The 26223-nt window shown below is 34.7% G+C and carries 29 protein-coding genes and 1 other annotated feature; of the genes, 27 read left to right on the top strand and 2 right to left on the bottom strand.

Annotated elements, in window-relative coordinates; genetic code table 11:
* The first annotated feature begins 29 nt into the window (after positions 1-29).
* Positions 30-110, top strand: a sequence feature (ribosomal protein L21 leader region).
* 14 nt (positions 111-124) lie between these two features.
* The 12 genes from rplU to recN all read left to right on the top strand — a co-directional run bounded on the left by rplU (position 125) and on the right by recN (position 9307).
* Positions 125-436: a 50S ribosomal protein L21 gene (rplU, locus tag H1A07_RS03380; protein ID WP_003647543.1), complete on the top strand. Its 312-nt coding sequence runs from the start codon at positions 125-127 to the stop codon at positions 434-436.
* 16 nt (positions 437-452) lie between these two features.
* The gene (gene rpmA / locus H1A07_RS03385) at positions 453-752 is read left to right on the top strand and encodes a 50S ribosomal protein L27 (protein ID WP_003647542.1); all 300 of its coding nucleotides are present in this window, start codon (positions 453-455) and stop codon (positions 750-752) included.
* A 70-nt stretch (positions 753-822) separates the two neighbouring features.
* Positions 823-1932, top strand: a complete 1110-nt coding sequence (locus H1A07_RS03390) for an aminopeptidase P family protein (RefSeq protein ID WP_210145354.1) — start codon at positions 823-825, stop codon at positions 1930-1932.
* A gap of 84 nt (positions 1933-2016) precedes the next feature.
* The gene (gene efp / locus H1A07_RS03395; RefSeq protein WP_003647540.1) at positions 2017-2586 is read left to right on the top strand and encodes an elongation factor P; all 570 of its coding nucleotides are present in this window, start codon (positions 2017-2019) and stop codon (positions 2584-2586) included.
* Positions 2587-2603: 17 nt separating this feature from the next.
* Positions 2604-3050, top strand: coding sequence for an Asp23/Gls24 family envelope stress response protein (locus tag H1A07_RS03400; protein ID WP_057718921.1), 447 nt, complete (start codon positions 2604-2606; stop codon positions 3048-3050).
* Complete coding sequence (gene nusB / locus H1A07_RS03405) at positions 3051-3452, top strand: transcription antitermination factor NusB (RefSeq protein WP_057718920.1); 402 nt, start codon at positions 3051-3053, stop codon at positions 3450-3452.
* Between the two features lie 46 nt (positions 3453-3498).
* Positions 3499-4347 carry a bifunctional methylenetetrahydrofolate dehydrogenase/methenyltetrahydrofolate cyclohydrolase gene (locus H1A07_RS03410; RefSeq protein ID WP_057718919.1) on the top strand — a complete coding sequence of 283 codons (849 nt, stop codon included), beginning with the start codon at positions 3499-3501 and terminating at the stop codon, positions 4345-4347.
* Positions 4337-5698 (top strand): exodeoxyribonuclease VII large subunit, encoded by a 1362-nt coding sequence (xseA, locus tag H1A07_RS03415; RefSeq protein WP_210145355.1) that lies wholly within the window; start codon positions 4337-4339, stop codon positions 5696-5698. Before H1A07_RS03410 ends, xseA begins: the two co-directional genes overlap by 11 nt.
* The gene (locus H1A07_RS03420) at positions 5688-5933 is read left to right on the top strand and encodes an exodeoxyribonuclease VII small subunit (RefSeq protein WP_057718917.1); all 246 of its coding nucleotides are present in this window, start codon (positions 5688-5690) and stop codon (positions 5931-5933) included. The genes xseA and H1A07_RS03420 overlap by 11 nt, the downstream gene beginning before the upstream one ends.
* 2 nt (positions 5934-5935) lie before the next feature.
* The gene (locus H1A07_RS03425) at positions 5936-6802 is read left to right on the top strand and encodes a polyprenyl synthetase family protein (protein WP_210145356.1); all 867 of its coding nucleotides are present in this window, start codon (positions 5936-5938) and stop codon (positions 6800-6802) included.
* 3 nt (positions 6803-6805) lie between these two features.
* Entirely contained in the window at positions 6806-7618 is an 813-nt protein-coding gene (locus H1A07_RS03430; RefSeq protein WP_057718915.1) for a TlyA family RNA methyltransferase, read from the top strand.
* 9 nt (positions 7619-7627) lie between these two features.
* Complete coding sequence (gene recN, locus H1A07_RS03435; RefSeq protein ID WP_210145357.1) at positions 7628-9307, top strand: DNA repair protein RecN; 1680 nt, start codon at positions 7628-7630, stop codon at positions 9305-9307.
* A 66-nt stretch (positions 9308-9373) separates the two neighbouring features.
* Here recN and H1A07_RS03440 read toward each other — a convergent pair whose 3' ends face one another.
* Positions 9374-9667, bottom strand: a complete 294-nt coding sequence (locus tag H1A07_RS03440; protein WP_057718913.1) for a hypothetical protein — start codon at positions 9665-9667, stop codon at positions 9374-9376.
* A 170-nt stretch (positions 9668-9837) separates the two neighbouring features.
* Here H1A07_RS03440 and gmk point away from each other — a divergent pair, with 170 nt between their 5' ends.
* Genes gmk through H1A07_RS03490 form a run of 10 tightly spaced genes read left to right on the top strand, consistent with a single transcriptional unit; the run spans position 9838 to position 20365 of the window.
* On the top strand, positions 9838-10452 hold the full coding sequence (gene gmk, locus H1A07_RS03445) for a guanylate kinase (protein ID WP_094499071.1): 615 nt from the start codon (positions 9838-9840) through the stop codon (positions 10450-10452).
* Between the two features lie 3 nt (positions 10453-10455).
* A complete protein-coding gene (gene rpoZ / locus H1A07_RS03450; protein ID WP_003647530.1) occupies positions 10456-10674 on the top strand; it encodes a DNA-directed RNA polymerase subunit omega in 219 nt (72 codons plus the stop codon).
* A 51-nt stretch (positions 10675-10725) separates the two neighbouring features.
* Positions 10726-13125, top strand: a complete 2400-nt coding sequence (priA, locus tag H1A07_RS03455; protein WP_210145358.1) for a primosomal protein N' — start codon at positions 10726-10728, stop codon at positions 13123-13125.
* Positions 13126-13144: 19 nt separating this feature from the next.
* A complete protein-coding gene (gene fmt / locus H1A07_RS03460) occupies positions 13145-14089 on the top strand; it encodes a methionyl-tRNA formyltransferase (RefSeq protein WP_210145359.1) in 945 nt (314 codons plus the stop codon).
* On the top strand, positions 14082-15398 hold the full coding sequence (gene rsmB, locus H1A07_RS03465) for a 16S rRNA (cytosine(967)-C(5))-methyltransferase RsmB (protein WP_210145360.1): 1317 nt from the start codon (positions 14082-14084) through the stop codon (positions 15396-15398). Before fmt ends, rsmB begins: the two co-directional genes overlap by 8 nt.
* A 6-nt stretch (positions 15399-15404) precedes the next feature.
* Positions 15405-16157, top strand: coding sequence for a Stp1/IreP family PP2C-type Ser/Thr phosphatase (locus tag H1A07_RS03470; protein ID WP_057718908.1), 753 nt, complete (start codon positions 15405-15407; stop codon positions 16155-16157).
* 2 nt (positions 16158-16159) lie between these two features.
* Positions 16160-18148, top strand: a complete 1989-nt coding sequence (gene pknB, locus H1A07_RS03475; RefSeq protein ID WP_210145361.1) for a Stk1 family PASTA domain-containing Ser/Thr kinase — start codon at positions 16160-16162, stop codon at positions 18146-18148.
* Positions 18148-19041 carry a ribosome small subunit-dependent GTPase A gene (rsgA, locus tag H1A07_RS03480; RefSeq protein WP_094503222.1) on the top strand — a complete coding sequence of 298 codons (894 nt, stop codon included), beginning with the start codon at positions 18148-18150 and terminating at the stop codon, positions 19039-19041. The genes pknB and rsgA overlap by 1 nt, the downstream gene beginning before the upstream one ends.
* Before the next feature lie 8 nt (positions 19042-19049).
* Complete coding sequence (gene rpe, locus H1A07_RS03485) at positions 19050-19700, top strand: ribulose-phosphate 3-epimerase (RefSeq protein WP_210145362.1); 651 nt, start codon at positions 19050-19052, stop codon at positions 19698-19700.
* Positions 19697-20365 carry a thiamine diphosphokinase gene (locus H1A07_RS03490; protein ID WP_094499062.1) on the top strand — a complete coding sequence of 223 codons (669 nt, stop codon included), beginning with the start codon at positions 19697-19699 and terminating at the stop codon, positions 20363-20365. Before rpe ends, H1A07_RS03490 begins: the two co-directional genes overlap by 4 nt.
* A gap of 48 nt (positions 20366-20413) precedes the next feature.
* Here H1A07_RS03490 and rpmB read toward each other — a convergent pair whose 3' ends face one another.
* Positions 20414-20599: a 50S ribosomal protein L28 gene (gene rpmB / locus H1A07_RS03495; protein WP_003647522.1), complete on the bottom strand. Its 186-nt coding sequence runs from the start codon at positions 20597-20599 to the stop codon at positions 20414-20416.
* A 171-nt stretch (positions 20600-20770) separates the two neighbouring features.
* Here rpmB and H1A07_RS03500 point away from each other — a divergent pair, with 171 nt between their 5' ends.
* From H1A07_RS03500 to acpP, 5 genes are read left to right on the top strand one after another with little or no spacing between them, the layout of a single operon-like run.
* Entirely contained in the window at positions 20771-21133 is a 363-nt protein-coding gene (locus H1A07_RS03500; protein ID WP_057718903.1) for an Asp23/Gls24 family envelope stress response protein, read from the top strand.
* A 21-nt stretch (positions 21134-21154) separates the two neighbouring features.
* On the top strand, positions 21155-22819 hold the full coding sequence (locus tag H1A07_RS03505) for a DAK2 domain-containing protein (protein WP_210145363.1): 1665 nt from the start codon (positions 21155-21157) through the stop codon (positions 22817-22819).
* Positions 22820-22822: 3 nt separating this feature from the next.
* Positions 22823-24862: an ATP-dependent DNA helicase RecG gene (gene recG, locus H1A07_RS03510; protein WP_210145364.1), complete on the top strand. Its 2040-nt coding sequence runs from the start codon at positions 22823-22825 to the stop codon at positions 24860-24862.
* A 17-nt stretch (positions 24863-24879) separates the two neighbouring features.
* Complete coding sequence (gene plsX, locus H1A07_RS03515; RefSeq protein WP_094499058.1) at positions 24880-25881, top strand: phosphate acyltransferase PlsX; 1002 nt, start codon at positions 24880-24882, stop codon at positions 25879-25881.
* 56 nt (positions 25882-25937) lie between these two features.
* Entirely contained in the window at positions 25938-26180 is a 243-nt protein-coding gene (acpP, locus tag H1A07_RS03520; RefSeq protein ID WP_004895326.1) for an acyl carrier protein, read from the top strand.
* Positions 26181-26223 lie beyond the last annotated feature (43 nt).

A 26223-nucleotide genomic window follows, 5' to 3' on the forward strand; every position in this document is an offset into this window, starting at 1 on the left:
ATACTGTAAGAGTTGTATTTGTGGAAACCTCACATCTGCAACCGCACGTTTATGGGGTTAGAAGAGAATTAACGTTAATTCCACCTCACACGGCGAGTCTAAGTATTTTTTCGGAGGTGTACAAATGTACGCAGTTATTAAAACCGGTGGTAAGCAATACAAGGTTGCTAAAGGCGACAGCGTTTTTGTTGAAAAGCTTGAAGTTAAGCCTGGCGACGAAGTAACTTTTGATGAAGTTATTCTTGTAAACGATGGTAAGTCAACTAAGATTGGTACTCCAGTAGTTGAAGGTGCTAAAGTTGTTGCTAAAGTTGAAAAGCAAGGTAAGGAAAAGAAAGTTGTTACTTTCAAGTACAAGCCTAAGAAGCACTCACACACTAAGTACGGTCACCGTCAACCTTACACTAAAGTAACTATCGAAAGCATTGAAGCTTAATTAAGGGGTGAAACAAATGATGATTAATAATCTTGAAGCACTTAAATTATTTGCCCACCACAAGGGTGGTGGTTCAACTGCTAACGGTCGTAACTCAGCTGGTCGTCGTTTAGGCGCAAAGCGTGCTGATGGTCAAAAGATCAACGCAGGTTCAATCATTTTCCGTCAACGCGGTACTAAGATCCACCCAGGTAAGAACGTTGGTATCGGTGGCGACGACACTTTGTTTGCTTTAACTAGTGGCGTTGTTAAATTCGAACGTTTGGGCAGAGATCGTAAACAAGTTTCTGTTTACCCAGTTGAAGAAGCAAAATAATTCTTTTTTGCAGACTGGACGTCCCTAAGGAACGTTCAGTCTTTTTTTATCTACTCAGGAGGTAGGACATATGTCTTCAGACCAAGAGTTGCTAACTTTAATTAATAATCGAATTAATAAAACTACTAAGTTGATTAAAGAAGAACAAGCTGATGCATTGGTTATTTTTAATCAGGCTAATTATCGTTTCTTGACTAATTTTTCTGGCGAAGAAGCAGAACTTATTTTAACTGCCAATGGAGATCGAGTTTTATTATCCGATTCACGTTTTAAAGATCAGATTCGTCATCAAGCCCCTGGCGAGATGAAAGTAGTTATGCAAACAATGGACGTGGTGCAAGAAATTGCTAAGCAATTGAAACAGTTAGATGTAAAAAATGTTTTAGTTGAAGGTGAATTTATTTCGGCAACACAGTTTGAAGCTCTAAAGTTGTCTTGCCCTGACCTTAATTTTATTTTAAGTGCTGAATTAGTAGAAAAAGTTCGTAATGTAAAAGATGAACTTGAACTAGTAACTTTGCAAAAGGCAATTGATATCTCTGCGCAGAGCTTTAAAGAAATTTTGCCCTTGATTAAGCCAGGTGTTAGTGAGCGAGCTATCGGCGCAAAATTAGACTACTTATTTAAGATGAATGGTGGGGATGGTCCGTCATTTGAAACAATTGTTGCGTCTGGATACCGTGGAAGTTGGGCACATGGAGTAGCTAGCGATAAGAAAATTGAGTCAGGTGAATTAATCGTAATTGACTTTGGTAGTTTTTATCATGGCTATACAGCTGATATCACTAGAACTGTAGCTTTAGGACAGGTAGAACCTGAGTTAGAAAAAATATATTATATTGTACTTGAAGCGCAAAAGCGTGGAATCGCAGCTGCAATCGCTGGAAATACTGGCAAAGATGTTGATCAAGCTGGTAGAAATTATATTAAAGAACAGGGCTATGGAGAATATTTCGGTCATGGGATAGGTCATGGAATTGGATTAGAGGTACATGAACTTTGTACTCCAGCAATGCCTTACGGTAAAGAAGTTATGAAAAATAATATGGCCATTACTGTTGAACCTGGAATTTATTTGCCAGATCGTGGTGGTGTTAGAATTGAAGATGATGTATTGATTAAAGACAATCATCCTTACGTAATGTCGAATTTACCAAAAGATGAGCTTTTAATTTTATAATTTTTTGTAATTGTGCGGTTAATGTTGCGAAACAATGGATAAGATTGGTAAGATAAGTAAGTGTAGAAATGAGGTAATTTTACTATGACAATGATCTCAGTTAATGAATTTAAAAATGGATTAACTATTGAATATAACAATGACTTATGGCGTATTGTTGAATTCCAACACGTTAAGCCAGGTAAAGGTAGTGCCTTTGTTCGTTCAAAGCTTAAGAGTTTAAGAACTGGTGCAGTTCAAGAATATACTTTCCGTTCAACTGCTAAGGTTAATACTGCTGATATTCAAACTAAGGCAATGCAATACTTATACAATGATGGTACAAGTTTTGTATTTATGGATACAACTACTTATGAACAACTTGAAATTCCAGAAGCTCAAGTTGAAAGAGAATCTAAGTTCTTAAAAGAAAACATGGTAGTTAACGTAATTATGCACGATGGTGAAACTTTAGGTGTTGATTTACCAAATACCGTTGATCTTGAAGTTGCCGAAACTGAGCCTAATATTAAAGGTGACACATCTTCTGGTGGTGGTAAGCCTGCAACTATGGAAACTGGATTAGTAGTTAACGTACCATTCTTTATTAACCAAGGTGATGTATTAACTATTAATACTGCCGACGGTACTTACGTTTCTCGTGCAAATAAATAATTTTTGAGGTAAAAAATATGGCTGATAATTCAACGATTCTTTTATCAAGCAATGACAAAGGCGATGAAACCCGAGTTGATCTTGGTGTTTTAGAAGTTATTCTAGGAATTGCTGCCAGAAAAGTCGATGGCGTCAGCGAAATGCGTGGGACGCTAAAAACTGGCATTAATACTCTTTTTGGTCGTTCTAACCAAGGTAAAGGCGTTTCCTTAAGTGTTGAAGATGATAAGTTAACTGCTGATGTTTTTGCTTATCTTGACTATGGTGTAAATGTGCCTAAAGTGTGCGTCGAACTGCAAAAAAACTTAACTTTGCAATTAAAGCAAATGACAGATTTAGATTTAACTCAAATTAATGTTCATGTAGTTGGTTTAGTTTCAGAAACGGACGATACTGATGCTGAAGCAAAAACTGATACAGAAGCACTTTTCCCAGATGATAAAGAGGACGAGGCTAAAGACTAAATGACACAGCATGAGATGAGAAAAATTGCTATGCAAGCAATTTATTTGGCTAATCAAGGCAAACTAACTGATGCAAAAGAGGTTTCTCAAAAAGCTTTAAAAGCATTAGAACTTAAAGACTTCCCTGCTTATTCAGCTGAATTAGTAGAAGGTATTTTAGCAAATAAAGAAGCGCTTGATGAGCAATTAAGCAAATATTTAAAAAAGGGTTGGCGTCTTAATAGAATTAACGAAATCGATTTGGCAATTCTTGAAGTAGCTCTTTATGAAATGCAAAATAGCAAAGTAATTGATCCAGTAGCTGCTTTGAATGAAGCGTTAAATTTATGTGATGAATTTAGCTCTAAAGAATCTAAAAAGTTTATTAATGGTCTCTTGGCCAATTTCATTAAGAAGGACTAACTAATGAGTCGGCTCGTTGAGCCGACTTTTTTTATGAGGTGATTAGGTGAAAAAATTACTAGAGGGAAAAACTCCTGCAAATAAAATTACAGAAAATCTAACAAAAGAAATAAAAAATTTAAAAAATGACGGAATAAATCCGACTTTATGCGTAATAGAAGTTGGAGATGATCCTGCAAGTAAGATTTATTTGCGAGTTAAAAGAAATTTGGCTAAAAAAGTTGGCATTAATGAGGTGGGACTACATTTCCCTGCTGATACCTCTCAAGCTGAACTTCTAGGAAAAATCAAAGAACTTAATCAAGATCCAAATATTAATGGAATTATGGTTCAACTACCAGTTCCACCTCAAATTGATCCAAGAGCTATTTTTGAAACAATTGCTCCAGAAAAGGATGCAGATGGATTTTCTCCACTTAATTTAGGTCGTCTTTGGGAAGGCCAAAGTGATATTATTCCAGCAACCGTTCGCAGTATTTTGACTTTAATTGATTACTATGGGATTGAAATGGCTGGTAAAAATACAGTTATTATAGGTCGTAGTGTTATTGTTGGAAAACCATTAGCTGCAGTTCTTTTGGGGCGTGATGCAACAGTTACAATTGCCCATTCTAAAACTAAAGATTTAGCTACTTTAACTAAAAATGCTGATGTCATTATTTCTGATGTTGGGAAAGCACATTTAGTAACTGAAAATATGGTAAAAGATGGTGCCGTAATAATCGATGTGGGCATGAATCGAGAAAACGGTAAATTGATGGGGGATGTGGATTTTGATACAGTTGCTCCAAAAGCCGATGCTATTACTCCAGTACCGGGCGGTGTTGGTCCATTAACAGTTGCGAGTTTAATGAAACAAGCAGTGATTTTAACGAGGAAACAACATGGCAGATAACCCAATTTATCTTTCTGTTAGTGATTTAAATTTTTATATTTCACAAAAATTTAAGAATGATCCTTATTTGCACAAGGTTTTTTTGCAGGGAGAATTATCTAATTTTCGCTTTCGAATGAATTCTCATCAATATTTTTCATTAAAGGACGAAAAATCTAAGATTAATATAGTGATGTTTCGCTCATTTTTTGAAAAATTAAAATTTAAGCCTGAAGAAGGTATGAAAGTTTATGTAAGTGGTTATGTGGATGTTTATGGTCCACAAGGTTCATATCAATTCTATGCTCAAACGATGGAGCCAGCGGGTTTAGGAGCTCTTTATGAACAATTGCGACAGCTGCAAGAAAAACTTGCAAAAGAAGGCTTGTTTAATGAAGAACATAAAAAACGCTTGCCCTTATTTCCAGACCGAATTGCTGTTGTAACTAGTGCTTCTGGTGCAGTTATCCATGATATTATGGTTACTGCTAATCGGCGTTTTCCCCATGCAGAAATTGATTTATATCCCGCAAAAGTGCAGGGCGATGAAGCAGCAGATACCATTGTTGCTTCCTTGCAACAAATTCAAGCGCAAGGCGATAAATATGATGTAGTAATTATTGGGCGTGGAGGAGGATCATTAGAAGATCTTTGGCCGTTTAATGAAGAAAAAGTTGTAAGGCAAATTTATGCAATGCAAATGCCGGTTATTAGTTCTGTTGGACATGAAACTGATACTACCTTGGCAGATTTAGTTGCCGATACTAGGGCAGCTACCCCAACAGCAGCAGCTGAGTATGCAACACCAAATTTATCGGATGTGTTAACACAAATTGTTCAATTACGTGCCAGACTTTATGCTGCAATGCAAGCTAATATTCATGCTAAACGACAAATTTTAGATCGATTAAAAAATGCGGCAGTTTTAAGGGAACCAACTAGAATATATGATCAGCAAACCCAACAAGTTGATATGCTTGCACATCGTTTGAATCAAGCAATGCTCAATCGCTTGCAGCATGATCAATCTGCTCTACGCTTATTGCAAGAGCGTTTAAAAGCTTTAAGTCCTAGTCGAAGATTACAACAACTTGAACGAGAACGGACTTTTATCAATGCGAACCTTATTTCCGCAATGACTGCATGTCTTAAAGATCAAAGAAGCAAGTTAAATCAAACAATGCAGCAATTAGATGATATTAGTCCGTTAAAAACGATTAGTCGGGGTTATGTTTATACAACTGATCAGGAAGGTAATACTGTTACTTCAGTTAATAAACTTCAGGTTGATGAAAAATTAAAATTGCATTTTAAAGATGGTCAAGTACAAGTAAATGTAGAAAGTATTCGGAGAGAAAAAGATGGCAACTAAGAAAAATAATTTTGAAGAGCAATTAAATGAATTGCAAGAAATTGTAAACAAACTTGAAAGTGGTAACGTTCCACTTGAAGATGCCCTAAGTGAATTTCAAGCTGGGGTTAAATTAAGTCGAGAACTAGAAAAGAAGCTAAATGATGCTGAACAAACAGTTGCTAAACTCGTTGATAAAGACGGAAACGAAAAGACATTAGATCCCCAAAATGCCGCTGCTCCTGAGGAAGAATAAAAATGAAGTTAACAGAGTTTCAGACAAAATATGTACCTCAAATTGATAATTTTTTAAAAAGTCATTTAGTAAGTGAAGTTGATAATCCTGTTTTTAGCAAAATTATGTCCTATTCAGTGATGGCTGGCGGAAAAAGACTACGTCCATTGCTCTTTTTAGCAACTCTTGAAACATTAGGGCATGGAATTGGAGAATCGGAATTAAGAATTGCATGTGGGATTGAATTGATTCATACTTATTCTCTCATTCATGATGATTTACCGGCAATGGATAATGATGATTATCGTCGCGGAGAGCTTACCTCTCATAAAAAATGGGGAGAAGCAGAAGCAATTTTGGCTGGAGATGCGCTCCTTCCTTTAGGAATTCAATGGATCGCGGAAGGAAGTAATTCAGCTGCCTTGGCAATTATTATTTCACAAGCCATTGGCCCAAATGGAATGGTCGGTGGTCAATATCTAGATATTGATTCGACAAATAATGATTCAGTTAAAAACAATGCTAAAGTAATTAATCAAATGGAATGGTTGAAGACTGGTTGTTTAATTGAAGCCAGTGTTAAAATGGCTGCAGTTTACGCAGGTGCAAATGATGACGAAATTACTAAACTAGATAAGTTTAGTAAAGAATTTGGTCGATCATATCAAATCTACGATGATTTAATCGATGTGGTAGAAACAGCTAAGGAAGCCGGAAAAGCCACACATAAAGATGCAGATGAAGGGAAAAATAATACTCTAACTCTGCTTGGACTTGAAGATAGTAGAAAAAAACTTGCGGAAATGATAAAAGCTGGGAAAGAAGCTATAGCAATTTTTAATGAACCTTTATTAGGTGAGTTCTTTAATTTATATCAGAAGGTATTATAGTAAATGGTCAAGAAACGCGCAGATGTTCTGTTGTTTGAACAAGGTCTTTTTAATTCTCGTAGTCAAGCTCAAAGAGCTATTATGGCAGGATTAGTTAATGACCACAATCATCAAAGAATTGATAAAAGTGGAGAAAAATTTCCAGAAGATGAAGTCTTTCATATTAAAGATGATGGGAAAAAATATGTTTCTCGTGGTGGTTTTAAATTAGAGAAAGCACTACAAGTTTTTGATATTGATTTAAAGGATAAGATCTGTCTTGATATTGGTGCTTCAACTGGTGGTTTTACCGATGTCGCCTTACAAAATGGAGCTAAGCTGGTTTATGCTCTTGATGTTGGCTATAATCAGCTTGCTTGGAAATTACGTGATAACCCGCAGGTTGTAGTAATGGAAAAACAAAATTTTCGCTATAGTAAACCATCTGATTTTACTGATGGTTTGCCTGACTTTGCCATGACGGACGTATCTTTTATTTCTTTAGATTTAATCATGCCACCAATGTATAAAATTTTAAAAGATAAATGTGATGCTGTTTGCCTAATTAAGCCTCAATTTGAAGCAGGTCCTGAAAATGTTGGTAAGCACGGAATTGTGCATGATCATGAAGTTCATGCAAATGTAATCAGGCATACTATGCAAGTGGCTCAGAAGATTGGATTCAATATTTTAGGAGTAGATTATTCTCCAATTAAAGGTGGTAAGGGAAATATTGAATTTTTAATCCACTTAGGTAAAGATATAACTAATCCAGGACAAGATTTGTGGCAAGGCAATCCAGTCGATGTAGTTCAACGTGCAGTTAATGGTCTTTAGGTGAGATAGATGTTAGTTGAATTAGATATTAAAAACTTTGCGATTATTAAGACTTTAAAAGTTCGTTTTCAAGAAAAAATGACTGTTCTAATTGGTGAAACTGGTGCTGGTAAATCTATTATAATTGACGCAGTTTCATTATTATTAGGAAGCAGAGCACAAAGTGAAATGATTCGCTCAGGCGAAGAGAAAGCAGTTATTACTGGTTTATTTGTCCTAAGTGATCAAAAAGCAATTATTGAAAATTTATGTGAAAAATATGGTCTACCCTTTGAAGATGATCAGCTAATAATTAGTCGAGAATTAACTCATAAAGGAAGAAATGTAGTTAGAATTAATGGTCAGTTAACTACTATTAATGTTTTGCGTGAAATTGGTAGAAATTTAGTCGATATTCATGGACAAAATGATCAGCAAATTTTAATGGATCCAGATCGACAAATTGATTTAATTGACAATTATGCTAAACCTGAATTTAAAGAAGAGCTAAAAAGTTATGAAACTGACTATAAAAAGTGGCGTCATCTCACTTCCCAACTACGTAAGCTCAAGGAAGATGCACAAGAAATAGCTCAAAAACAGGATATTTTAGAATTTCAAAATAATGAGCTTGAGAGCGCTGATTTAACTGATCCAAAAGAAGACGAAAAATTAGAAGAAGAATTTAACGAATTAAATAATTATCAAAAGATTGCTGATACAGCTAATTATTTTATGCAATTATATGATGATGACGAACATGGTCTAGCAACTTTACTTGGGGATGCACAAAATGCGGCCGAAGATTTAAGTAACTATGGTAAAAAATTTGAAAACTTCGCTACTAGTTTTAATGATGGTGTCTATTCGTTAAATGATGCTCGTAGTGAGCTATCTACTTTAATGGATCAGATGGACTTTGATGAGGAACGTTATCAGTATGTTTCTAGTCGCTTAGATACTTTAAATACGCTTAAGAAAAAGTATGGGCCAAGTTTAGAGGACGTATTTAAGTTTGCTCAAAAAGTTAAGGAAGAATTGAGCAAATTTGAAACTGGAGACTTAGACGAAGAAAAAATTCAAAAGGAATTGGCAATTGTTGAAAAATCTCTTAGTCAGAAGGCTCAAAGACTACACCAAGAAAGAGAAAAAATTGCCCGCGACCTTGAAGCAAAGATAAAAAAAGAATTAGCTGATTTATATATGGAAAAAGCTCGTTTTTCAATTAGAATTAATGAAACTAATTCTTTCACTCAACTTGGAACTGATCAAGTAATTTTTATGATTGCGCCAAACCCCGGTGAAGCATTAATGCCATTAGTAAAAATTGTCTCTGGGGGAGAGCAGTCGAGATTAATTCTAGCTTTGAAGGCAATCTTTAGCCGTGTAGAGCCAGTAGGAACAATGATTTTTGACGAAATTGACACTGGAGTTTCTGGACGAGTTTCAGCGGCTATTGGAAAAAAGATGCATGCAATTGGTCAAGAAAAACAGGTTATTACTATTACTCACTCACCGCAAGTAGCAGCTGCGGGAGATCAACGATACTCTGTCGTTAAACAAGTTAAAGACGGTGCAACCTATACACAGGTGGGTCCGTTAACTCAAGAAGAAGCAATTACTGCAATTGCTCAAATGATGGCAGGATCTGATGTGACTGATGCAGCTAAGAGGAACGCTGCTGATTTGATGGAGAGTTTTAAAAATTAAAATAAAAGGACTTTTCGAAATAATGCAAATAGTAAAAATTGCATTACATGAAAAGTCCTTTATTTTTTATGCTGCTTCTACATTAAAGATATCATTTAAATCGATAATGCGAATAATATTATTATCGTAACTGTCTAAGACGAATCGTCCAGCAGATGTTCGTTTAATTAATTGACCAATTTCTGTTTTGCCATTTTGATAAGTAAGTAATATAAATTCTTTATGAAATAAAGCATGCTCCAAAATGCGGATAATTTTACCTGGATCTTGCGCAAAAGTGGTAAGTTTATCAATATTGTAGGTAAAAAAATAATTATAGATCAGTCTGCTATAATTATTAAGTGACTTTAGTAAATTCATATCTCATTCCTCTATATTATCTCAATATTTCGAACTTGCGTTTGCACTATGTATTATACGAACAAACGTTTTGGATTGCAAGGAGAATTTATCATCTCTTTGCGAAACTCTTGAAATTACTCTCTTTTTAGTGCAATATATTCTTGTTACTATAATTTTTAGGAGCGAAAATGGCACATCAAGGTTTATTATTAGTTTTATCTGGTCCTTCTGGTGTTGGTAAAGGGACCGTAAAGAGTGCAATGGTTAAGCAAAAGGCTTTTTCATTTGAATATTCTGTTTCGATGACGACGCGTAAGCCTCGCCCAGGTGAAGTTGATGGAAAAGATTATTACTTTGTTTCGGAAGATCGTTTTCAAGAAGCAATTAAAGGTAATGAACTTTTGGAATATAATGAATATGTAGGTAATCATTATGGTACGCCTTTAGCACCTGTACAAAAGATGTTAAGCGAAGGTAAAGATGTTTTGCTTGAAATCGATGTCAATGGGGCAAAGCAAGTTCGTAAATTAATGCCAGATGGTGTTTTTATCTTTTTAACACCACCAGATTTACATGAATTGAAACATCGAATTGTTAATCGCGGAACTGATTCTGACAAAGTGATTGCGATGAGAATGAAACAAGCACGTAAAGAAATTTTGATGATGGAAGATTATGATTATGCTGTAGTTAACGATACTGTTGCTAATGCAGTTGATCATATTAAGTCAATTGTTGAAGCAGAACATGTACGTGTGTCGCGAGTAATTAATGATTATCGAAATATGGTTAAGGAGGATTAACAGATGAAAATTACATACCCATCTATTGATAAATTACTATCTCGAGTAAATTCCCGTTATTCTCTTTCAGTTTTAGCAGCTAAAAGAGCTCATGAAATTCAAGCAGGTGCTCCATTAGCTTTAAAGCATTATAAATCTGATAAAGCAGTTGGCAAAGCACTTGAAGAAATTGCTGCTGGTAAGGTTACAATTGATCCTGAACATCGTGAAGATATTGGCTAGAAATTTTTCCTTCATTGTTAATCAATGAAGGTTTTTTAGTAGGTGATAAGATTGATTGCGCAAGTAATTGTAGATGTAGCAGCAAAACAAACTGATAGAATATTTGAATATCACATTCCAAACGAGTTAACGGACGTAGCTGTTGGTTCAAGAGTTATTGTGCCTTTTGGAAGAAGAAAGGTGCAAGGGTTTGTAGTGGGGATTAGTGAGACAACGTCATATTCAGGGAAATTAAAAGATTTGCTCGTAGTTGTTGATGAATTACCACCCTTAACTCCAGAATTAGTCGCTTTATCTAAAACTTTAGCTGATAAAATTTTTGCCTATCGAATCACTATTCTTCAATCAATGCTTCCACGTGTAATGAGGGCAAATTATCGTAAAATTTTAGTTCCAATTACAGAAGAAGCAAAAAGCTTACCAATGTTTAAAGAAGAAGTGGTTGATTTAGATGAATTGTCTAATCTTAAGACTATTGTAGAAATTAAAAAACTTATTAAAGATGGTCAGGCCCAAATAGAATATCTTGTTGAAAATAAAGCGAAGAAGAAAAAGGCAGCTATTTACCTTTTAACTAAAACTAAAAAAGAATATCAGACTTTATTACAAAATATCCGGTCTACAGCTAAGAAACAGCAGTTGCTTTTAACAAATATCATTGAGGATTATGATAATTATCCTAAACTAGGGCCAGATATAGAAAACGAGTTAAATATTTCTAGTTCAGTTTTACGAACTGCTACGGAAAAAGGCTGGTTTGCCAAAAAGGAACAAGAAATATATCGGGACCCGCTAAAGGATTTTTCATCTAATAATGTAGAAAAAGCTTCAGTTGAATTAAATTCTGAACAATTACATGCCTTAAATTCAATTGGAACTAGTATTAAGGAAAAAGAGGCCAAGACATTCCTACTTGAGGGAATTACTGGTAGCGGTAAGACCGAGGTTTATCTTCATGCAATTAGTATTGCGCTTAAGCAGAAGAGGAATGCCCTGATGTTGGTTCCTGAAATTTCTTTAACACCGCAAATGGTTAAGCAAGTAAAAGAACGTTTTGAAAATAATGTAGCAGTTTTGCATAGCGGTTTATCTGAGGGAGAAAAATATGATGAATGGCGCAGAATAAGACGCGGAGAAGCTCAAGTTGTGGTGGGAGCTCGAAGTGCAATTTTTGCCCCACTACAAAATATTGGCTTAATCGTGATTGATGAAGAGCATGAATCTTCATATAAGCAAAACGATACTCCTCGCTATCATGCAAGGGATGTAGCCTTACTTCGTAGTAAATTTCATCATTGTCCTGTAGTTTTAGGAAGTGCAACGCCGTCTTTGGCCAGTCGAGCACGAGCTCAAAAGGGGAGGTATGAACTGCTTCTCTTAACAAAACGTGCTAATCAAAAGTCTCTTCCTAAAGTGGACTTGATTGATTTGAAAACAGTTGAATTTGCAGGTGGTCAATTTGATTTGTCTGTTCCTTTAGTTGATGCAATTAAAGAAAAAATTGCTAAAAAAGAACAGGTTATTTTGCTTCTTAACCGACGTGGTTTTGCTAGTTTTATGCTTTGTCGAAATTGTGGTTTTGTCTTAAAATGCCCAAATTGCGATATTTCGTTAACTCTTCACAAAGATACTCAGCAGATGCAGTGTCATTATTGTGGTCATAAAGAAGCTATTCCTAAAAAATGTCCAAGTTGTCAAAGTGAAAAGATAAGATTTTTAGGAACTGGTACGCAGAAGGTTCAGGAAGAGCTTGAAACATTGATTCCTGAGGCTAGAATTTTAAGGATGGATGTTGATACTACTAGACGCAAGGGTAGCTATAAGAAGATTCTAGACAGTTTTGGAGAGCACAAAGCTGATATATTACTTGGTACACAAATGATTGCTAAGGGACTTGATTTTCCAAATGTTACTTTAGTTGGCGTAATCAATGCAGATACAGCTTTGTCTTTACCTGATTTTAATTCTTCTGAAAAAACTTTTGATTTGTTAACGCAAGTTTCAGGAAGAGCAGGTAGGGCAGATAAAACTGGTAGAGTAATGATCCAAACTTATAACCCAGAGAACTATGCAATTAAATTAGCACAAAATCAGGATTATGAAGCTTTTTATCAAAAAGAAATGCAGGTTAGATTTCAGGGGAATTATCCACCATTTTTCTATACAACATTAATTACAATTACTTCAAAAAATGAACAATCAGCTGCAAAGGAAGCTTTTGTGATAAAAAGAATGTTAATGCGCGAGTTGCATGCACCAACTATTATTTTAGGACCAACTCCCAGCAGTATAGCAAGAATAAAAAATCAATATTATTATCAAATCTTGGTAAAATATAAATATGAACCTAAATTGCATAATTTGTTGCATCAGATTCAAGATGACGCGCAATTAGCACAAAAACGTGGGTTAAATATTTATATTGATAATGAACCAGAAAGAATAATGTAATAAGAAAGAAGTTGAATCTATGTCATCAGTTATATTTTTAGGAACTCCAAATTTTGGGAGCGTAGTTTTACAAGGATTGATTGATAAGAGATATGATATTAAAGCAGTTGTTACTCAACCTGATAAGCGAGTAGGACGTAAGCAAATAGTCCATCAATCTGCAGTTAAAGAAACAGCATTGAAGAATGATCTGCCTGTTTATCAACCAGCTAAATTATCTGGATCAGTTGAGCTTACTGAATTAATGGAAATTAAGCCCGATTTTATCGTTACTGCGGCATATGGTCAATTTTTGCCAACCAAATTTTTAAAATCTGCAAAAATTGCTCCTGTTAATGTTCATGGATCATTACTTCCAAAATACCGTGGTGGTGCGCCTATTCAATATTCAGTTTTAAACGGTGATAAAGAAACTGGAATTACAATTATGGAAATGGTAAAGAAGATGGATGCGGGTGATATCTTTGCTCAAAAAGCTTTGCCAATTGAAGATGATGATACAAGTGGTACATTATTTGATAAATTAAGTGTTTTAGGAAGAGATTTACTTTTAGAAACTTTACCTAAATTTATTAATGGAACAATTACTCGTACTGTTCAAGATACAGATAAAGTTGTTTTTTCACCGAATATTTCTAAAGAACAAGAACAAATTAAATTATCAATGACAGCTGAAGAAGCTAATAATTTAATTCGTGCCCTTAATCCTGATCCAGGTGCATACTTTATGCTTGATGGAAAGAGATTTAAGGTATGGAAAGCTATGCCTTTAGCTGAGAAAACTAGTTTTCCAGCTGGAACTTTAGTTACAAATAAAAAGAAATTTGTAATTAGTATGGCTGATGGAACTGAATTAGAACTATTAGAAGTTCAACCAACTGGTAAGAAAAAGATGAATATCAAAGATTATTTGAACGGACAAGGCAGTCATTTTACAAGTGGAGATAAGATAATTGATGAGTAACGCAAGAACAGTTGCTTTAGATACTCTAATTAAAGTTTTTAATCAAAAGAGCTATTCTAATATTGCTTTAAATAATGAATTAGAAAAACATGATTTAAAGGCAGCTGATAAAGCTTTAGCTACAAGAATGGTTTATGGAACAATTCAATATAAATTATTTTTAGAGTATCAATTAACCCCACTTATTAAGACAAACTTACGTGATAAGTTTTTAAAACCGCTTCTTTTAATGTCTGCATATCAGTATTTTTTCTTAGAGAAAGTACCAACGAACGCAATTTTTGATGAAGCAAATAAATTAGCTAAAAAATATGGCAAGAAAAATAGTGGTAGTTATAAATTAGTTAACGGAATTTTGAGAGCACTTGAACGTCAAGGGAAAATCTTACCAGCTGAAAATGACTTAGTTAATTATTTAAGCATCAAAGAAAGTTTTCCTAAATGGTTAGTTGAATATTTATTAAATAATTTTGGTAAAAATAAAACCAAAGAAATTTTGATTAGAAGTAACCAGCCAGCATCTAATTCAATTAGAATGACTGTAGGAGAAAATAGTTTTGAAAAAATCAAAGAGGATCTAAGAAAAGATGGCTTTGATTATAAAGAATCAAGTTTAACAACTCATAATTTAAACCTAAATAAGGGTGGAGTGGCTAAGAGTGATTTATTTGAAACTGGTAAGATTACTATTCAGGATGCTGCGGCTTCGCTTGCAGTTGATGCCTTCAATTTTAAAGGCAATGAACATGTTTTGGATGCATGCAGTGCTCCAGGCGGAAAAACAGTTCAAATTGCAGAAAAATTAACCACAGGTAACGTTGTAGCTTTAGATATTCATGAAAATAAACTAAAACTTGTTAAAAATGCTGCTAAAAGATTGCATGTTAGTGATAAAGTAAAGACAAAAGCATTAGATGCAAGAAAGGCAAAGGAATATTTTGCTGAAGAGCAGTTTGATAAAGTTTTAGTAGATGCACCATGTTCTGGACTTGGATTGATTAGACGCAAGCCAGAAATTAGATATGAAAAATCGTTAAATGATATTAAAAATTTAGCTAAGATTCAGCTAGCTATCTTGGAAAATATTAGTGGCTTGTTACGTACAAGCGGAGAATTAGTTTACTCAACCTGTACGATTAGCTATGAAGAAGATGAAGGAGTAATTAAGCAGTTTTTGAAATTACATCCTGATTTTGAATTAGTACCTGTTCAAGTAGGAAAGCTTCCAAAACAGCAGATGGTACGTATTTTTCCAAGTGAAGACGGCAGTGACGGATTTTTTATTGCAAAATTAAAAAAACGAGGGTAAGTAATTTTGATTAAGACAGCATTTGCTTCAAGTATTGGTAGAGTCCGAGAAACTAATCAGGACTTTGTAAAAGTATTTAAAAATCAAAATAATATTATTATGGGGATCGTTTGTGATGGAATGGGCGGTCATCAAGGTGGTGATGTGGCATCAACTATGGCAGTTAGTCATTTGGGTCACAATTTTGAAAAAACAGATTTTACTGATCCTGAATTAGCTCAAAAGTGGTTAACAGTTCAATTGAGGTTAGAAAACGAAACTATCTTAAATACGGCTGATCGCTTTGCAGACCTAAATGGAATGGGAACTACAATAGTTTTAGCAATTGCGTTTACGGAGAAAATTTTAATTGCTCATTTAGGGGATTCACGATGCTATTTATATGGTGGAAATGAATTTAAACAAATTACTGAAGATCATTCTTTAGTTCATGAACTAGTTAAAATGGGACAAATTACTGAACAACAAGCTAGAAATCATCCTCAAAAAAATATCATTACTGAGACTTTAGGTGTATCAAGTACAGTAAATCCAGAATATGATGTATTAGAAGTACATGCGGGGGATATTTTTCTTCTATGTACTGATGGCTTAACTAACTCATTGACTGATCCGCAAATTCAACAAATTCTTGCGACTAAAAATTTAAGTTTAAAAGAACGCTGCAATAAATTGATTAACGAAGCTAATCGTTTAGGTGGCGGAGATAATATTACTGTTTGCTTACTTACCTATGTAGAAAAGGAGGGTGACAAATAGCAATGGAAAAGGGCCATTTACTTGGTGGTCGCTATAAAATTATCTCTGTTTTAGGTGAAGGCGGGATGGCTAATGTTTATCTAGCCGAAGATATTATTTTGCAAAGAAAAGTTGCTGTTAAAGTATTAAGGTTAGATTTGCAGAAGGATCCTCAGACTATTCAACGTTTCCAAAGAGAGGCACTTTCTACTAGTGAATTAAGTCATCCGCATATAGTTTCTATTCTTGATGTAGGAACTGAGGGAGACCGGCATTATCTGGTAATGGATTATGTTGATGGACCTGACTTAGAAAAATATATTCAACATAATAGTCCAATTCCTTTACCTAAAGTTATCGATATTATGGATCAAATTTTGAGTGCTGTGGCATTGGCACATAAGCATAATGTGATCCATCGCGACTTAAAGCCACAAAATATTTTAATGGATAAGAAGGGCAATATTAAGATCGTTGATTTTGGTATTGCGATTGCACTTAATCAAAGTACGATGACTCAAACTAATACTGCAATGGGCTCGGTACATTATATGTCACCTGAACAAGCTCGGGGCAGTATGGCTACAAAGCAGTCAGATATCTATTCTTTAGGAATAATTCTATATAAACTCTTAACTGGAAGTGTTCCTTTTACTGGTGAAAATGCCGTAACAGTTGCTTTAAAGCATTTTCAAGAAAAGACACCATCTTTAAGAGATAAAAATCCAGCAATTCCTCAAGCTCTTGAAAACGTAGTATTTAAAGCTACTGCAAAAGATCCAAGAGATCGCTATAAATCTGTAATAGAAATGAAAGAGGACTTGGATACTTCTTTAGATCCTAAACGTAAAGATGAGCCTGTTTTTAAGCCGCAACATGATCCGTCAGCAGACGAGACAATTGTTATTCCTCCTTTAGAAGGAAGCGTTCATAATAAAGATCATGAAGTTAAGAAGCAAGAAGAGCCTCAAGAAGAGAAAAAAGGTCTTTTAGAGAATCTAAAGGGTCATACATGGTGGTGGCTTGGAGCAGTAATAGCTTTTTGTGTAATTATGATAATTCTATTTTTTGCCCTTGGCAGAAAAGATATGGTAGATATTCCTAATCTTAATAAAATGTCTCAAATACAAGCAAAAAGTTCTTTAAAATCTTCGGGTTTGAAAATTGGAAAGATTAGTTATGAATATTCTGACACAGTTCCCAAAGGCGAAGTAATTAGAACGGAACCACCATCTGGCTCCCAAATAAAAGATGGACAAAAAGTTAACATTGTAATTTCTAAAGGTGTCCATCTTATAGAAATGCCTAATGTAATTGGGATGCCTTATAGTATTGCAAAAAAACAACTGGTTAAACTAGGTTTTACGGTTACCAAAACAGAAGAATATTCTGGCAGTCCTAAGAATCAGGTTAATGGACAAGATGTTGAACCTGGTCAACAGATTAATCCTGATAAGACAACTGTGACGTTACTGGTATCAAAGGGACACGCACCAGCGAGTAGTAGCCGATCCAGAAGACATACAATAAAGTTGAGAGATATTGTGGGTTATTCTTTAAAGGATGCACAAGATTACGCTCGTGAGCATAATCTTTCCTTAAAAGTTGAAGAAGAAAGTTCCGATGAAAAAAATGATGGAAAGGTTTTACGTCAATCACCGCAAGCTGGAACAGATGTAAGTTCTGGAGATACTTTGACTATTGTCGTAGCTAAAGCTAATAAACACGATGAAAAGAGTACGTCAAGTAATACTACTACAACTACTACTGTTACTAAGTCGTATACAATTAGTTATCCACCTAGTTCTAGTCAAAGCGATTCGCAAAAGACACCAGATCATATTCAAGTCTATGTTTCTGATGATGATCATTCAATTAATAATATTTATCGTGATATGAATATAACTTCTGAACAAAGCTTTACAGTTCCATTTAAACTAAGCAAAAAAAATGGTCATATTAAGATCTTGAGAAATGGTAATACGATTTTAGATGAGGACGTTAATAAATAATGAAAAAAGCACAAGGAACCATTATTGGAGCGATTTCTGGCTACTATGATGTTGAAATTAATAATGAAGTAGTGAGAACTAGAGCACGTGGAGTTTTTAGAGATCGTAAGCAAAAGCCATTGGTGGGAGATAGAGTAGTAGTTCAACTAGATGATAAAGGAATGAACTATTTAGTAGAACTTCTTCCACGAATAAATGAAATTGGCCGGCCTGCAGTTGCCAATGTTTCTAAAGTATTATTAGTTATCTCAGCAGTTGAACCGGATTTTTCACTTGAGCTTTTAGATCGATATTTAACTTTTTTTGCTTGGAAAAATGTTGGTGTAGTTATTTATTTGTCAAAATCTGATATTGCGTCTTCTGAAAAAATGAAGAAGATTCGTCAGGAACTAATGTATTATCAAAAAATTGGCTATCTGGTTTTCGAGGATGCAGAAAGATTAGAGCAAGAACTGCCAAAGCTGATTCAAAAAGATCGAATTTGGACTTTAGCTGGTCAATCTGGCGCTGGTAAGTCAACACTTTTAAATAAATTAGAAAGTGAAGCCAATCAAGAAACAGGAGCAATTTCAACAGCTTTAAACCGTGGAAAACACACAACTAGACAAGTAAAGTTATTTAAGTATGGTGAAGGCTTTATTGCAGATACACCTGGTTTTTCAGCGATTGATCTTTTTAAGATAAAAGTTGATGAATTAGGAAATTATTTCTATGATCTTAAAGAAGCAAGTACTAAATGTAAGTTTAGACGCTGCCAACATTTAAAAGAGCCAGGTTGCGAGGTTAAAAAGTTGGTTGAAGAAGGAAAAATAGCCAAAAGTCGTTATGATTCTTATTTAAAGATTAGACAAGAAATAGCTGATAATAGAATGCCAGAGTATTTGAAGAAATAGGTGAACCAATGATAGCACCATCAATTTTAAATGCAGATAATATGCATTTAAGTCGTGATATTAAAGCCGCTATAGAAAGTGGAATTGATAGATTTCATATTGATATTATGGATGGATATTTTGTGCCTAATTTGTCCTATGGTCCAGAATTAGTAAAGGATTTTAAACGTTCTTTTCCATTAACAGAGGCTGAAATTCATTTAATGAGTAATAATTTAGAAATTACATTGCCTCTTTTTGTTGAAGCAGGATGCGATCTTTTGGAGTTTCATTATGAAGCTACTGATAATCCAAATTATTGGTTAAAATATTTAAAAGATCATAATGTTCGCAGAGGAATGGCAATTAATCCTTCAACTCCAGTTCAGAAGGTAAGACCGTTTTTAAAAGATTTGGATCAGGTTCTTTTAATGACTGTAAAGCCAGGATTTGGTGGGCAAAAATTCGAAGAAAAATCTGTTGAACGTTTGGTTGAGTTGAAAAACATGATTAAAGCGGAGAACTTGAACTTACCAATTGAAGTAGATGGCGGTATAGATCGTGAAACTTTGAAAATTTCTAGAGATGCAGGGGCTACTATTTTTGTTGTGGGTTCTTATATTTTTAAAAATGGTAGTATCAAAGATCAAGTTATGAAATTGAAAAAAGAAGACAAATGAAAGCAATTGCGTTATTAGGCGGACCACAAGAAGAATGGCCGCAAGAAATAGCTGCTGATATCAAAAAGGCACGTAAAGAGGGCGCCCTAATTATGGCTAGTGACCGGGGAAGCCTTTTTTTATTACAATTAGGAATAGTTCCAGATGTAGCTTTGGGAGATTATGACTCTTTGTCATTTGAAGAGCGAGAAAAAGTAGAAAGAAAGGTTCAGGATATGCGATATTCGAATCCAATTAAAGATTTTACGGATTCGGAGATGCTGTTTTATGCTGCTTTTGTTGATTATCAGGTTGAAAATTTAACTATTTATGGTGCAACAGGTGGGAGGCTAGATCATTTTCTAGTTAATCTGTACGCAGTATTAAAGCCACCATTTAATCGTTTTGCTGAAAAAATCAAATTTGTAGATAAACAAAACCTAATAAGATTTTTTAAAGAAGGTAAACATATTATTGCTTATAATGCTGCATATAAATATTTAGGAATTGGGACGCTTACACCAGTACAAAATTTTTATATCAAAAATGCAAGATATGATTTAGCTAAAACTGATTTATCTGCACCAACGATGTATTCCTCAAATGAGTATTTGGAAGGACAAAATATAGAAATTGGTTGCAGGGCAGGTACATTAATCGTAATTAATAGCCGAGATAAAAAATAAAAGGGATCAAGAAAAAATCTTGATCCCTTTTATTTTTTTACTTCTTAATTAGGCACGTTTAACCTTACCGGATTTCAAAGCGCGAGCGGATACCCAAACACGCTTTGGCTTACCGTCAACAAGGATGCGAACTTTTTGAAGGTTTGGCTTCCATGAACGCCGCACGGAGTTCAAAGCCTTTGAACGCTTGTTACCAAAGACCGTCTTGCGGCCAGTAATAATGTCTTTTGCCATTTGTGCTAAACCCTCCTTTATTTGTGTTGTAGTACTTATCTAATTTATCACAGCTTTTGTATTTGTGCAATAACGTCTTTTGAATTTCTTAAAACTAACATTGTTGATATAAAAGCATGCTGTGTTAAAATAAATTGAGAAAAAATTGTTCTTCGTTAATGGAGGAATACGATGGCTGTTAAAATTAAAACAAAATATGGCTTAATTGATATTTCAAATAGTGTTATCGCTACTATTGTTGGTGGAGCAGCAACTTCTAACTATGGTGTAGTTGGAATGGCTTCAAAAAATGCTCTACGTGATGGTGCTTATACTATTTTAAACCGCGAAAATTATCGACGTGGTGTTGTAATTAAAACTAATGATAATCAAATAGTCGTTGATGTATATATTATTGTGGGTTATGGCCTAAAAATTTCGGAAGTAAGTCACAATGTCCAAGATAGTGTAAAATACAATCTTGAAAATCTTTTAGGCATTAAAACAAAATCTGTAAACGTTATTGTTCAAGGTGTAAAGATTCTAGACGAATAATGCAATCTGGAGGAGTTAATTGTGGTTTTAACTGAAATTAATAGTGATCAATTCAGAGATATGGTTCGTGCAGCAACTCATCGCATGGGCAAAAATGCTGAATTTGTGAATAAATTAAATGTTTTCCCAGTACCTGATGGTGATACTGGAACTAATATGAACTTAACCATCGAAAGTGGAGCTAAGGCAGTTAATGAAAACCTTAGTGAATCTGTCGGTGATTTAACTGAAAGTCTCTCAAAAGGAATGCTAATGGGAGCTCGTGGTAACAGTGGTGTTATTACCTCTCAACTCTTTAGAGGCTTTTATAAGGCTACTGAAGGCAAAAAGACTTTAACTGCACAAGATCTAGCTGATGCATTTTCAAATGGTGTTGCAACAGCTTATAAGGCAGTTATGAAGCCTGTTGAAGGAACAATTTTGACTGTTGCAAGAGTTGCAGCTGAAGAAGGTAAAAATAAGGTTAACGAAACTGATGATATCAGTGAAGTAATGAGAGCTGTAGTTGACGGTGCTAAAAAAGCATTAAAGACTACCCCAGATTTATTGCCTGTTTTAAAACAAGTTGGTGTAGTTGATTCAGGTGGTCAAGGTTTAGTATTTATTTATCAAGGATTCTTAGAAGGAGTACTTGGTGAAAAGGATAATAATGACTATCAACTTGATGAAGGTGAAATGGATGAATTAATAAATGCTGCTCACCATCAAGCTGAAGCTGCGCAAGTTCAATTATCAACTGGTGATATTAAGAACGGCTACTGCACAGAAATTATGGTTGATTTAACAGCAGATGTTCCAAATAAAGAGAAGTTTGATCTTGATCAATTTAGAGGACATCTTTCTAAACTTGGTGATTCACTTCTTGCTGTTTCAGATGGTGAAGTAGCTAAGGTTCACGTTCATACAGAACATCCTGGCGATGTCTTTATTTATGGTCAAAAGTTTGGTCAACTAGGTAAAATTAAAATTGATAATATGCGTATTCAACATGAAACTATTTTAGAAAATAACGAAGAACAAGAAGAAAGTGTTGATTTCGCAGTTATTGCCATTGCTTCTGGTCATGGAATTCGTGAGCTGTTTAAGAGTGAAGGCGTAAATAGAATAATTTCTGGTGGTCAGACTATGAATCCGTCTACTAAGGATATTATGGACGCTATTACTAAATCAGGCGCTAAAAAGGCCATTATTTTGCCAAATAACGGTAATATTATCATGGCTGCCAAACAAGCTGCTGAAGTTAGTGATATTCCAGTTGGAATTGTGCCAACTAAGACTATTTCTCAAGGATTAACTGCGATGCTTTCTTTTGATCCTGATGCATCAGTAGAAGAAAACGTTGAAGCTATGTCAGAAGACTTAGATACAGTTAAATCTGGTGAAGTTACTAAGGCAATTCGTGATACTAAAATTGATGATATCCAAGTTAAGAAGGATGATTATCTTGGTATTGTGGATGGTACGATTAAGATTGATAATCCTGATTTAGTTGATACGACAGTGGCAATGATTGAAAAAATGCTAGATGAGGATAGTGAGATCATTACCATTATGTACGGTAGTGACGCTACTAGAAAAGAAGCAGATGCCGTAGTCAAGAAACTTAAAGCTGATCATGATGATCTTGAATTTGAAATTCATGATGGTGGTCAACCAGTATATTACTTCTTAATATCTGTGGAATAAAAAATGAATAATAAGCAGAGTAAGTTATTTGAACCAGTGACTAAGTTAAAGGGAGTAGGCGCTAAAACTGCTGCTGCCTTAACTAGTTTGGGCATTAATACAATTTATGATTTACTGTTTTACTTTCCTTTTAGGTATGACGACTTAGAGACACTTCCGCTTGATCAAATTGATGACGGACAAAAAGTTTTATTAAAAGGAATAGTGGTAACAGCTCCATTTGTTAGCCGATTTGGTTATCGAAAAACAAGGCTCAGCTTCAAAATAAAAATTGATCATGACATAATCATGGTCAATTTTTTTAATCAACCTTGGTTAAAAGATAAAGTCGAAATCGGCAAAGAGATTGCCGTTTATGGTAAATATCAGGTAGCAAAGCAAGCCTTAAGTGGTTTTAAAATGGTAGCTGAAAAGAAAGATTCTGGCTTTGCTCCTATTTATTCGGTTAATCGTCATTTAAAACAAAGTAAACTGCAAAAGCTAATTGATCTTGCTTTAGATGAGGTGCTAGATGAAGTAGGAGAAACTATTCCAGCAGCTTTGAGAGAAAAATATAGGCTGCTTTCTGATCAAGTTTTGATTGAAAAGATGCATCATCCTAAAAATGGAAACGAAGCCAAAATAGCTCGTAGAAGTGCAATTTTTAGAGAATTTTTTCTTTTTCAAGTGCAATTAGCGCAGCTTTTATCTCAAAGAGATGAAGATGTACCGGGAGTTGCTAAAAAATATGATTTAGCTGCTGTAAAAGAGTTGATTCAAACTATTCCTTTTGAATTATCGAATGATCAAAAAAAGGTAGTTAATGAAATTTTTGCTGATTTACATTCTCCAAGACAAATGCGAAGATTGCTTCAAGGAGATGTAGGTAGCGGAAAAACGGTAGTAGCAGTTTTTGCAGTTTATGCTGCAATAACAGCTGGTTATCAAGCTGCATTAATGGTTCCAACTGAAATTTTGGCACAACAACATTTTGCTAAAGTTGATGAATTGTTGAGACCTTTAGGAGTTAGAGTTGCCTTATTAACAGGTGATACTAAAGATTTGGAAAAGAAAGAAATTTACCGAGAACTGGCTGATGGAACAATTAATGTTGTCATTGGGACGCATGCTTTAATTCAAAAGGATGTCCATTTTAAAAATCTTGGCTTAATAATTATTGATGAGCAACATCGTTTTGGTGTTAATCAAAGAAATACCCTGATTACAAAAGGAGATACACCTGATGTATTAGCGATGACCGCAACTCCAATTCCGCGAACTTTAGCTTTAACTGTATATGGTGATATGACTGTTTCAGAAATTCGTCACTTGCCTAAAGGACGTAAGCCAGTCGTTTCTTCTTGGGCAACCTCTAGTAAGTTGAAAGAAGTATTGGATTTAATGCGATCGCAATTAGACAAGGGCTTTCAGATTTATGTTGTAACACCACTAATTAGCGAATCCGAAAAAAGCGATTTAAAGAATGCTGAAGATTTACAGGCGCGATTGGCCCAATATTTTAAGGATGAAAATGTAGTCTTGCTTCATGGTCAAATGAAGGGCGATCAGAAAAACAAAATTATGGATAGTTTTGCTGCTGGAAAGATTGATGTTCTAGTTACTACGAGCGTAATTGAAGTTGGCGTTGATGTACCTAATGCAAATATGATGGTGATCTTTAACGCTGACCGTTTTGGATTGAGTCAATTACATCAACTTCGGGGAAGAATTGGTCGTGGTCAAACACAAAGTTTTTGTGTATTTATAAGTGATCCTAAAACTGAAATTGGCAAAAAGCGAATGAATATTATTACGTCGACTAGTAATGGTTTTAAATTAGCAGAAGAAGATTTAAAATTACGTGGCGAAGGAGACGTTTTTGGAAAAGCTCAATCAGGTTTACCCCAATTTCAGGTTGGAGACGTAGTTAGTGACTATAATACATTAGTAACTGCACAAAAAGAAGCACGTATTTTAGTTAAGGCTGATCCTAATCTGGAAAGCTCAGAAAATACATTTTTACAAGAAGTGCTAAAATATAAGAAAGATTTGAATAATAATTAAGTTTAGACGGAGTAAATATGAAAACAATTGCAATTGATGCGATGGGCGGAGAAAATGCTCCTAAGGCCATTGTAGATGCCGTATTGAAAGTAAAACCGAAATTAAGGGATACAAAATTTGTTTTATTCGGGGATGAAGAAAAAATTAAGCGTCTAATTCCCGAAGATAAAAAAGATCGTTTAGAAATAATAGCAACAAGTGAAATTATTGTCGATAGCGATGAACCGGTTAAAGCAATTAGACGAAAAAAAGACTCGTCAATGGTAGTTGCGGCTAATTACGTGAAATCCGGAAAAGCTGATGCATTATTTTCACTTGGAAATACTGGAGCATTATTAGCGTGCGGAATTTTCATTATTGGTAGAATTAAAGGCGTTGAGCGTCCTGCTTTAATGCCAACTCTCCCAAGTGCTAAGAGTGAACAGGGATTCAATATTATCGATGTTGGTGCCAATGCACAAAGTAAGCCTGAATATTTGGTCCAATGGGCTCAGATGGCTAACTTTTATGCAGAAAAAGTTAGAAATATTAATAAGCCAACAGTTGCTTTATTAAACAATGGAGCAGAAGATGATAAAGGAGATCCTCTTCACCAGGAAGCTTATAAGCTTCTTAAAGAAACTAATCTTAACTTTATTGGTAACGTTGAAGGAAACGATCTAATGGAAGGAAAAGCCGATATCATCGTAACCGATGGCTTTACTGGAAATGCTACGCTTAAAGCTATTGAGGGGACGGCTGGCGTTATTTTGCGCTTACTTAAAGACTCTCTTTTAAATAATGGTTTGCGTCCTAAAGTTGGTGCATTGCTAGCTAAACCAGGGCTTACTGCCTTAAAGAAGAGATTTGACACGGCAAGATATGGTGGGGCTGTGTTACTTGGTGTTAATGCTCCGGTTGTTAAAACTCATGGTAGATCTAATATCCGTCCGATTTACTACACATTATTGCAAATTGATAAAATGCTCAGCCAAGATTTAGTTGGAGAATACAAAAAATACTTCAGTAAATCTCGCTAGACTTTAATATAAAAATGCCTTAGAATTAAACTAAACTTTTTTGGAGGTTAAAAGAAATGACCGAAGAGGAAATTTTTAACAAAATCGCTGATATGATTTCAGAACGTTTTAGTATTGATCGTGATAAGATCACTAAAGACTTAAATTTTCAGAATGATTTAGATGCAGATTCAATTGATTTCGTTGAGTTAGTAATGGATCTTGAAGATACATTTGGAGCAGAAATTCCAGATGATGACGCAGAAAAATTACAAACTGTTGGTGAAGCAGTAGAATACATTAAGAGTCACCAAAATTAAAATTTTAATCATTGAAATTTCAGAAGATACTGTCATTTTTCAT

This window comes from Lactobacillus taiwanensis (assembly GCF_017894345.1).
In the GTDB taxonomy this organism is placed as follows: domain Bacteria; phylum Bacillota; class Bacilli; order Lactobacillales; family Lactobacillaceae; genus Lactobacillus; species Lactobacillus taiwanensis.